Source organism: Pseudomonas sp. PDM02, assembly GCF_014852285.1.
Classification (GTDB): Bacteria; Pseudomonadota; Gammaproteobacteria; order Pseudomonadales; family Pseudomonadaceae; genus Aquipseudomonas; species Aquipseudomonas migulae.
In genome coordinates, this window is record NZ_JACVBL010000010.1 from 289,131 (window position 1) to 296,715 (window position 7,585).

The window sequence follows — 7,585 nt, forward strand, 5'->3', positions numbered from 1 at the left end:
GTGGGTCAGACGACATATTTGTCGACTGAAAGGACGCATCGCCAGCAAGCCGGCTCCTACAGGAGACATGTACATCCGATGCATCAGGCTGGCCGCCGAAGCATCGCCAACAACGACATCACCCGATCACACCACAAACCGTTATCAAAACACCCTGAAAACACGCTCCTCCCACACAGGTGAAAACATGAGTGAAGTGCACATCTGGATTGCCATTGAACGTCCCATCGAACAGGTCTGGTCGCTACTGGGCGGCTTTGACTGGCTCCCGCGCTGGGTCGAGGTCATCGCCAGCAGCCGTCTCAGCGACAGCGGCCGCCTGCGCCATCTGAAAACCACGGACGGTGCCGTCATTGTCGAGCGCTTGCTCACGTTCGACGAAAATGAAAAATACTACAGCTACGCCCTGCTCGAAGGCCCCTCACCCGTCACCGACTATGTCGGCACGATGTCAGCCCAGAGCGATGGCAACGGTAGAACGCTGGCCTCCTGGTCAAGCACTTTCCAGGTCCTGGAGGCCGACGAAGCGCAGGTCGTCGCGCGTCTCGAGGCGCTCTACCGCACTGGTCTCGAGCGCCTCAAAGCCATCGTCGAAACCATGGACTGAGCACCGAAAACGTCTCATCCCCGGTTCATGAAGGCCTGCAGACGCGGCACCATAAAGTCGAGGAACGTCCGGATACGCTGGGGCACATGCTGCCCGCCCTGATACAGCGCATGGACTTCCTCGCAATCATGCCCGGTCTGCGCAAGCACCTCGACCAGACGCCCCGAGGCCAGGTCCTCATCAATGTGAAAATCGGCCAATCGGGCAATCCCGACCCCGGCGATGGCCATGCGCCGAACCGTCTCGCCATTGTTCGCTTGCAGGTTGCCCTGGACGATGCGATCGACGATGCGACCACTCTGATGCATCGGCCAGACCGGACTGGAGCGGCGGAAATTGAAGCTCAGACAATTGTGCTCGGCGAGGTCTTCAAGGGTCTGGGGCACGCCGTACTTTTCCAGGTAGTCGGGGGACGCCACCATCTTGCGTCGGGCAACACCGATACGCCGTGCGCGCAACGTCGAGTCGGTCAATACGCCGACCCGGAAGGCAACGTCGGTGCGGTCCAGGTACATGTCGACGATGTCATCGCACAGGGACAGGTTGATCTGAATGTTCGGATGGGCTTCCCAGAACGCCGGCAGATTCGGTTCGATCGCCAGCGTGCCAAACGCCACCGAGGCATTGATGCGCACGGTCCCACGGGCTTTCTGTGCACCTTGGGCCAAGACTCTTTCGACGTCGTCGAGCTCGGCCAGCAAAGCGTTACTGCGCTCGTAGTAAATGCGGCCCTCATCGGTCAACGACAGCTTGCGGGTCGAGCGCTCGAGCAGACGAACCCCCAGGCGCAGCTCCAGGCGAACGATCAGCTTGCTGACCGTGGAAGGTGTCATCAGCATCTGCCGCGCTGCCTGTGAAAAGCTGCCGGCATCGACGACCCGCACAAAAACCTGCATCTCGCCCGCTCTGTTATCCACGTCTGTCTCCCGCTCATTGATTAGTGAAAAAATATCACAGGCGACACCCCTCGATACGCCGGAATATGCGGGTCAATGTTCATTGAACTTGTGAATATTTTTCATAAAAAGCTGTAGGAGCGGGCTTGCTGGCGATCCAGGCGCTGCGGTACATCAAGTACGCTGATAACTACAGGGACGGCTCGCCGGCTGGCTCGGCCACTTCCCGGGTGAGGAAGTCGATCAAGGCCCGCGCGGTCGCTGACAATTGGCGATGGGGCGGATAGATCACCGAGAACGGTCGGGAGCGTCCGCCCGACTGTTCAAGCAGCGGCACCAGGCGTCCACTTTGAATGCGCTCGCGAACGATGAAATCGTAGCTCTGGCAGATCCCCATGCCGTGCTCGGCCAAGGACACAATGCCCAGCACGTCATCGGACACCTGCACATTCGCCTCAGGTATCCACTCCCGATCAACCCCCTGCTCACGGAACAGCCAAGGCCCGACGCGCCCACTGCTGGGCATCACAAACGGCAGGCAGGCATGCGCCGCCAGCTCGTCGACACTGCGCGGCGTGCCGGCACGTTTCAGGTAGTCCGGCGCGGCGACCAGGCACAAACCCGCGTCCTCAAGCTTGCGTCCGATCAGGCCGCTGTCCGGCAATTGCCCGAGACGAATCGACAGGTCATACCCTTCCGCCACCAGGTCCACATTGCGATTGCTGATGCTCAACTCGATGCGCACCTGCGGGTACTGCCGGGTAAAACGGCACAGCAATGGCGGCAACCGGTAATGCCCGTAGGTCGTCGGCACACTCAGCCGCACACGCCCGGTCAACTCGCCTTCCTGCCCCTGGATCGTTCGTTCGGCATCATCGATCAACCCAAACGCCGCGCGGGATTGTTCAAGGTAAAGCAGGCCCGCCTCGGTCAGGCTCAGACGCCGGGTCGTGCGCCGCAACAGCTGGACGCCGAGGCGCGCTTCCAGGCGCGAAATCGCCCGGCTGACCACCGACGGCGTGGTCGCCAGAAACACCGCCCCGGCGCTTAACGAGCCCTTTTCCACCACGGTGACGAACACTTCAACGTCCGCGAGATAATCGAATCGACGGCTCACTCTTACCTCCAAAGAACAAGTGCTTTCCTTCGCAGCGAGTTTATCGCCCACACAGGCATGAATATAGTGAATCAACGATCCGGCGACCGCCGATCGATCACCTCACTTGTTCGGAAGCTCCCATGCGCCCTATCGCCCGACTCGCCCTCGCCATGACCATTTCCGCGGCTGCCTTCAACGCACAGGCCAGCAATGTCCTGATCGTGCTGTCCGATTCCGACCACCTCGACCTCAAGGACCAGAAGGTTTTCGCCACCGGTTTCTACCTGAACGAACTGATGCAACCGGTGAAACTGCTGCTCGATGCCGGGCACTCGGTCACTTTCGCCACGCCGACCGGCAAGGCGCCGACACTGGACCAGTCGTCCAACGACAAGATGTATTTCAACAATGACGTGGCGGCCTTACAGGCGCACAAGGCGCTGCTGGATCAGCTAAAAGTCACTTCAAAAGGCGAGTCGCCGGTCATCAGCCTGGCGCGGGTCGAACAGATCGGCTACGAGCATTTCGATGCCGTCTACGTCCCCGGCGGCCACGCGCCAATGCAAGACTTGCTGCACAGCGCCGCGCTGGGAAAACTGCTGAACAACTTCCATGACAACGGCAAGACCACCGCCCTCGTCTGCCACGGTCCGATTGCCCTGCTGTCGACCCTGGCCGATCCCGTCGCATTCACCCGACAACTCGAAACCGCTGGCAAAGCCTCCACCAAAGGCTGGACCTACGCCGGCTACAAATTCACCGTCATCAGCAATCAGGAAGAGGCATTGGCCAAGGGCTTGTTGAATGGCGGCGCGATGAAGTTCTATCCGCAATCGGCGCTGGAACAAGCGGGCGGCGTCTATCGCAGCAACACCTCGCCGTGGACCTCCAACGTCGTCATCGACCGCGAACTGGTGACCGGCCAAAACCCAGGTTCCGCGCTGGACGTGGGCAAGGCAATCGTCGAGCGTCTCAAGCCTCGGAGCTAGAGACTGAGTGGTCCCGGAATGGTAAAACTCGTGGCGTTGTTTTTTGTTTGAATGGCCTCGAAAAAGGAATACACCGGTGAAGTCACCCGCCACGCCAGATTCAAGTGTCACAGCCGAGTCTGGCCTGCGCCTGCAAACCCGGCTGATCGCGCTGGTGGTGGCGGTGACCTTCTTCATGGAAAACCTCGACGCGACGGTCATCGCCACCGCGCTGCCCACCATGGCCAGCGCATTCGGCATTACGCCGGTCGACATGAACATCGGCATCACTGCCTACATTCTTGCGGTGGCGATCTTCATCCCGCTGTCCAGCTGGATCGCCGACCGCTTTGGTGCGCGAAAAGTGTTTGCCGGCGCAATCATCGTCTTCACCCTCGCCTCGCTCCTGTGCGGGCTCAGCCAGAACATCGAAATGTTCGTTTTCGCCCGCGTGCTCCAGGGCATCGGCGGCGCGTTGATGGTGCCGGTGGGACGCCTGGCCGTGTTGCGCAACACCGACAAAAAAGACCTGGTGAAAATGATCGCGGTGATTACCTGGCCCGGCCTGGTAGCGCCCATTCTCGGACCAATCGTGGGCGGCCTGATCGTCACTCACGCATCATGGCCGTGGATCTTTTACGTCAACCTGCCGCTCGGCGCTTTGGCGCTATTTGCCGCACTGTGGCTCGTGCCCGAAGGACGTGAAGCAAACGTACGCCCATTCGACGGCAAGGGATTCGCCCTGCTGGCCGGCGGCTGCGCCTCGCTGCTGGGCGGTCTGGAATGGCTGGGTAGCCAGCACGGCAACGCCATGTACTCAGGACTCGCGCTAGTGATCGCCGGCATGATCCTCGCCGTGTGGGCCGTGCATCACTGCCGACATCACACCCACCCGCTATTGCCGCTCGGCACCGTTTCCATCAACACCTTCCGGGTCAGCCTCTTCGGCGGATCACTGTTTCGCCTGGCCATCAGCGCCTTGCCGTTTTTGCTGCCGCTGCTGTTCCAGATCGGCTTCGGCTTATCGCCCGTCGACGCCGGCCTGCTGGTGCTCGCGGTGTTCGCCGGCAACCTGGCGATGAAGCCGTTCACCACGGCAATCATGCAGCGTTTTGGCTTTCGCCAAGTCCTGCTGGTCAATGGTGTCATCGGTGTTATCTCGATTGTCGCCTGTGCCTTCTTCACCCCACAGACACCCTTCGCCGTGATTGCCGCCGTGCTATTTGTCGGCGGCTTGTCGCGATCCATGCAATTCACCTGCTACAACTCCATCGGCTTTGCCGACGTACCCAAGGCGCGCATGAGCGAAGCGTCGGCGTTGTTCAGTATGTTTTTTCAACTGGCCATGGGGTTGGGCGTGACAGTTGCTGCGTTGTTATTGCGTGCATCGATGTCGATGCAAGGCCATGAGTTGCAGGCGCAGGTGGCTGACTTTCGAGTGGCGTTTGTGGGTGTGGCGGTGTTGGGGTTGTTGGCGTTGGTTGATGTGATCAGGTTGCCCACGGATGCGGGGGACAGTGTGTTGAAGCGGGTTTGAGCCTGCCTCAAAGCGGCTGAACAGAGACGGCTCATTCGAGCCGCCCCTGTACTTGATTACCCGCGTTTGGGCAATTTCCAGTTGGGTCGGATGAAGTGGCAGGTATAACCGTCGGGAAGCCGTTCGAGGTAATCCTGGTGTTCCGGTTCCGCTTCCCAAAACGGCCCGGCCGGGGTGATTTCGGTGACCACCTTGCCGGGCCAAAGGCCGGAAGCTTCGACGTCGGCCACGGTGTCTTCGGCAACCTCTCTCTGCTCATCGCTGAGGTAGAACAACGCAGATCGGTAGCTCGCGCCGACATCGTTGCCTTGGCGATTTTGGGTGGTGGGGTCATGAATCTGGAAAAAGAACTCGAGAATCTGGCGATAGCTGATTTGTTGCGGATCGAACACGATCTCGATCGCTTCCGCGTGATTGCCGTGGTTGCGATAAGTCGCGTTCGGCACATCGCCTCCCGAGTAACCCACCCGTGTGGACAGCACGCCGGGGTAACGTCGCAGCAAATCCTGCATACCCCAGAAGCAACCACCGGCCAGGATGGCGGTTTCGGTTTGCGTCGTCATGAACGGTCATTCTCCTCAATGAAAGTGGCGCGTTATTGATTACGGATCGGACTGTTGAACGAGTCGGAGCGACTGCCGCACGGGTGTCGACGCAATGATCATAAACCTTAACCGCTACGCCGTAAGCTCGACGTAGCTCGACTCCCCACCGCCCGTCGCGCCCGACAACCAACCCCAAACGAAGGCCAGAGTGGTACGCCCTGCGTGATCAACGCCCACCGTGCCACGAGACCAGCCGGCAAGCATCTCGCCATCCGCCGTCAAACACTGAAAAAGCAGCTCAATCGTATCGGGGCCTGTCACACGCCCGACTTGATGACCGATGCGTATCCGTCCGCCCTGGTAAGTGCTCGAAATGGCATTTCCCTCAACGTGGTAGTGAAACACGGTGCCTGCACCGGACAGCCCTTGAGCGTTATTCGCGACGGTAAATCGGCGATTGTTCAAACGCTCGCTGACTTGAGAAAATGGGGTTTCCATGAATGTCGCATCCTTGGGTTGAGAGGTTCCGTTTTTAGGCTTTGATGATCCTAACTCATTCTTTTCCGAGTGATGAAGGCAATGGGTTGGCGATCTCTGATGCTGTGGCTTCAATCCAAAAACAAAAAAGCCCTGCCCCAACTAAATGGGGCAGAGCTTCTGTTGGCGCATCACGTTACATCAACGCCCTCGCCTACTCCTGCGGGTCAACCTGATCCAGCACCCGATTCACCGTCAATTCTGCTAACGCAATCATTTGCTGAATGCCCAGTGCCAAATTGCACTTGGGGCCTTCGAGTATGAACGCCAGCTCACTGGCCATAACGCTTGCAGAAGCGAGTGTTTCGCAGGCGTGAACCAGGAGGGTTTCAGTGCTTGCGGTGGGGACGACGGCGAAGATCGGGTTTGGCCGGCGCTCGGCCTCGGCGGGTTTACGGGGTGGGGATTCGGAAGTTTCGGATGGGTTAACGTTTTCGTCGAGCATTTGGAACTCCAATGAACTGGGCTCCTATGAGAAAGACGGGCTACCACACCCGGTCGCTGTATTGGCAGCGGCAGAGGGAGGTTAGTAAGGTTGCTTCCTAGGTGCAAGCCTATTAGATTGTAGGAAACTTCGATGTAGTTTGGCGACGAATCTGTGGGGGTTGCTTTTGGCCGAAGCAAATTTTCTGTGAGCGCGAATAAATAAATCTGTCCCCTTTTCCTCTGTTTGGTCATACGAAGCTTGAAAGCACCGTCAGATACCTGGGAATCGAAGTCGATGATGCCCTAGAAACGGCGGAACAGACGGAAGTCTGATCATCCTTAGTGACAGTCGACGCTAGACCGTCGCTATTCGACCCATAGCTGCCCTTCGCGGAGGGCAGCTAACGGCCAATAGCCGCCATTCGTGATCCGCAGCAATCCGCCAGGTGGCCTTGGAATACCGTCACCGATCACTGCGGCTCCACCTGCCGGCGCGCCGTGGCGGCCTCGTCGAATGCCGCGTACAGACCCTTGATACTCGCCGCGTCCAGCTCCTCGAGCGTCTCCAGCCCCAGGACAAACCCGGCGGCGCAATCACTGGCGCGCCACAGATCGTCGGGATTGGCGGCCTGGCGAATGCGCGCCAGGAGCTTGAGCGTCTGCACCTTCACCGCCGGCGGCAGGTCCAGCGCGGCCTAATCGTCATGCGTGTTCACGCCCGTTTCCTTTTGTTGAGGATGGCTGCCGTGTTTCCAGCGGGCAGGGAGATGGTAGACCAGCACTGGCGGGCGTGGTTTCCGAGCGCGCAATAAAAGGCCCCCGCACCGGGCCAAGGTGGGGGGGCTGTAGTGGTCAACTAATCCCGGACACGACGTTAAGTTTTTCCTCGGCCCGCGCTGGTGCCAACCCATCGTTGAATTGATGAGGCCGAATCCAGTTGTAGCGATGCATCAAAAAATGGCTTATATCG

Annotated in this window: 9 protein-coding genes and 1 pseudogene; 4 read left to right on the top strand and 6 right to left on the bottom strand. The window is 59.3% G+C overall.

Translation table 11 applies throughout. The features are described 5' to 3' along the window. The first annotated feature begins 187 nt into the window (after positions 1-187). Positions 188-607 (top strand): SRPBCC family protein, encoded by a 420-nt coding sequence (locus tag IB245_RS19570; protein ID WP_192228405.1) that lies wholly within the window; start codon positions 188-190, stop codon positions 605-607. 14 nt (positions 608-621) lie between these two features. Here IB245_RS19570 and IB245_RS19575 read toward each other — a convergent pair whose 3' ends face one another. Together IB245_RS19575 and IB245_RS19580 are read right to left on the bottom strand one after the other, a co-directional pair. Further along, on the bottom strand, positions 622-1,524 hold the full coding sequence (locus IB245_RS19575; RefSeq protein WP_008024148.1) for a LysR family transcriptional regulator: 903 nt from the start codon (positions 1,522-1,524) through the stop codon (positions 622-624). Between the two features lie 169 nt (positions 1,525-1,693). Then, entirely contained in the window at positions 1,694-2,620 is a 927-nt protein-coding gene (locus IB245_RS19580; RefSeq protein ID WP_192228406.1) for a LysR family transcriptional regulator, read from the bottom strand. Between the two features lie 122 nt (positions 2,621-2,742). On the opposite strand from IB245_RS19580, the gene IB245_RS19585 reads away from it, so the two are divergent. Further along, complete coding sequence (locus IB245_RS19585; RefSeq protein ID WP_192228407.1) at positions 2,743-3,591, top strand: type 1 glutamine amidotransferase domain-containing protein; 849 nt, start codon at positions 2,743-2,745, stop codon at positions 3,589-3,591. 76 nt (positions 3,592-3,667) lie between these two features. Then, the gene (locus IB245_RS19590; protein WP_192228408.1) at positions 3,668-5,107 is read left to right on the top strand and encodes a DHA2 family efflux MFS transporter permease subunit; all 1,440 of its coding nucleotides are present in this window, start codon (positions 3,668-3,670) and stop codon (positions 5,105-5,107) included. Between the two features lie 56 nt (positions 5,108-5,163). Here the strand turns inward: IB245_RS19590 and msrA are convergent, their stop codons facing one another. From msrA to IB245_RS19605, 3 genes are all read right to left on the bottom strand, one after another. Continuing rightward, on the bottom strand, positions 5,164-5,670 hold the full coding sequence (gene msrA, locus IB245_RS19595; RefSeq protein WP_192228409.1) for a peptide-methionine (S)-S-oxide reductase MsrA: 507 nt from the start codon (positions 5,668-5,670) through the stop codon (positions 5,164-5,166). A 114-nt stretch (positions 5,671-5,784) separates the two neighbouring features. Continuing rightward, positions 5,785-6,150, bottom strand: a complete 366-nt coding sequence (locus IB245_RS19600) for a hypothetical protein (protein ID WP_008024161.1) — start codon at positions 6,148-6,150, stop codon at positions 5,785-5,787. 193 nt (positions 6,151-6,343) lie between these two features. Further along, entirely contained in the window at positions 6,344-6,634 is a 291-nt protein-coding gene (locus IB245_RS19605) for a DUF6124 family protein (protein WP_008024162.1), read from the bottom strand. A 221-nt stretch (positions 6,635-6,855) separates the two neighbouring features. Here IB245_RS19605 and IB245_RS19610 point away from each other — a divergent pair. After that, positions 6,856-6,948 (top strand): annotated as a pseudogene (locus tag IB245_RS19610) (integrase); the annotation flags it as partial. Positions 6,949-7,085: 137 nt separating this feature from the next. Here the strand turns inward: IB245_RS19610 and IB245_RS19615 are convergent. Further along, positions 7,086-7,280 carry a hypothetical protein gene (locus IB245_RS19615; RefSeq protein WP_192228410.1) on the bottom strand — a complete coding sequence of 65 codons (195 nt, stop codon included), beginning with the start codon at positions 7,278-7,280 and terminating at the stop codon, positions 7,086-7,088. Positions 7,281-7,585 lie beyond the last annotated feature (305 nt).